The organism is Streptosporangium sp. NPDC001681 (assembly GCF_040298085.1).
Taxonomy (GTDB): domain Bacteria; phylum Actinomycetota; class Actinomycetes; order Streptosporangiales; family Streptosporangiaceae; genus Streptosporangium.
Genome location: NZ_JBEOZN010000306.1, coordinates 1 through 1958, shown reverse-complemented (window position 1 = coordinate 1958; position 1958 = coordinate 1). Strand labels below are relative to the sequence as shown.

Here is a 1958-nt window from a genome sequence, read left to right as displayed (position 1 = left end):
GCCACGCCTGCGGCTTCCATGCCGCGAACGTCTTTCTCCGACGGGCGAGCCTGGCCCGCTCCGAAGTCGTCGGATTCCGAAGCCGATCAGCCACATCTGCACGGCCAGAACCGGAACCGCCAGCAGCATCCCCGTAGTGAAAGCCTCCCCCATCGCGGGCGAGCCACCATAGTCCAGGATGCCTCCCCGTTCGTACTACTCGCACTGGATACTGCGGATGACGCCTGTCACGATGAGCCAATCCACCTGCGTCTGGTCTCTCACGCCTGACCCCTTCATAGGCCAGGTCTCCACGGTACGAGGGGGAAGCCCAGGGGTAAGCCGGCACCGTCCGATGATGTGGTGGGACAAGGAAGGCACTGATGACCGACAGCGAGAGCGCGTTCGTCACGGACGACGTCTGGGAAGAGTTCTGGATCAATCTCTCACCGGTGTGGCGGCGGGTGTTGTGCGGCTCCGACACCCTCACGCCCCCGCCCGCGGGTCCGATCCTGCGTCGACGCCGCCTCACCACCGACTTCGAGTGGGTGGGGACGTTCGAGCCCGTCAGGTCGCTGCCGGCCGTGACGCAGGCGCTGCTGTGGGACGAGAACGGCATGGATCTGGGACCTTTGACGGGCCGGTCGTGGCAGCTGCTCCAGTTGGGCGGCCCCGCCGGGGTGGATGTGAGGCAGTTGAGCGGAACCCGCGTTCGCCGACTCATCTTGTCGAATGTAGATGTGGAGGACTTGTCGGGCCTGCAGGACATCGTGGGCCTGAGATCTCTCGCTCTGGCGCATGGCGACTTCGGGTCGTTGCCACCCCTCGATCACCTCGCCGAGCTCGTTCTGCACGCGGAGGTCGACGTCGATATCGCTGCCGCGCGGACCCTCGGCCTTCGGGTCACCCGCCTCAGCGAGCCTTATTTCCCACCCTTCGGCCCTGACGACGTGTGAGCCGTCGAACCGGTCCGAGAGCCGCGCGGCCTCATCGCCGGTCGTCCACATAACGAACTAGAGGGCGTCCGAACAGTCATGTGATGTGCCCTGCGTTTTCCGGTGGGGTGCTTCGAAGGTTCCGGGCAGCGAAATCACCGTAATTCAGAGGCCTGGCGGCTCAGAATATCGAGATCTGATCCGCCGTGACGACTGACCTGCGGCGATCTCCTAGAAGGCGTTCTGAGCTGGGCTTTTGGCATTCACTGGTTCTCATCGTTTCGCGCTGTTTCTCGTGCCCATGTGCCCTGAGTGTGCCCTGCCCTCGTAGATCTGGGTGATCTCCGAGGCATGATCAGGCCACCTGCGAAAACATCTCGATCATGGGGATGAACAGGGATTACGCTTGCTGGCGTCTCGCGTCACTTCTCGCTGTTTTTGCTCTCGTCGGGCATGATCTCGGTGTAGGCCAGGCGGGAGTGGTCGTCGACAGCGTTGTGCAGGTAGCCGTAGCCGAGGTTGGCGCGGCCGGGTGTGGTCCGCGGCGGGTGGGGTCGCGGTGAGCGGCGCTGTGGCGTCCGCCGATGGCCCGGCCGTGCGCGCGGTGTCCGCCGCCGTCGGGGATGTTGCCGAGCTTCTTGATGTCGACGTGGATCAGGTCGCCGGGGGCGGGGTGTTCGTAGCGGCGGATCGCTCGGCCGGTGGCGCGGTCCCCACCGGCGTAGGAAACGGACTTTGATGATGCGTCGTTCGGTGCGGGTGGGGGTGCGTCGGGGGCTGTGGTGCGGGCGGCTGGGCCGGTCGTGCATGCCGGCCGGGCCGTGCGCGCGGTAGCGGTCGGCCCAGCGTTTGGCGGTGGTGGGGGCGACCTGGAAGCGCTCGGCGGCACGGCGCAGCGGCCAGCCATCCTCGACGACACAGCGGGCCAGGCGCAGCCGTCCGAGCTCGGACAGTGGGGCGTTACGGTGGAGCATGAAGGGCTTTCTGGTTCACGGGGTAGATGTCGCAATCCATACGAACCCGGAAGCCCTTCCTTATGCCAAA

1 protein-coding gene and 1 pseudogene are annotated in these 1958 nt (G+C 65.7%); one reads left to right on the top strand and one right to left on the bottom strand.

The features are described 5' to 3' along the window. Positions 1-362 precede the first annotated feature (362 nt). A complete protein-coding gene (locus ABT130_RS47500; protein WP_350966487.1) occupies positions 363-935 on the top strand; it encodes a hypothetical protein in 573 nt (190 codons plus the stop codon). Between the two features lie 410 nt (positions 936-1345). Here ABT130_RS47500 and ABT130_RS47495 read toward each other — a convergent pair. Then, a pseudogene (locus ABT130_RS47495) lies at positions 1346-1888 on the bottom strand (helix-turn-helix domain-containing protein); the annotation flags it as partial. Positions 1889-1958: the final 70 nt, after the last annotated feature.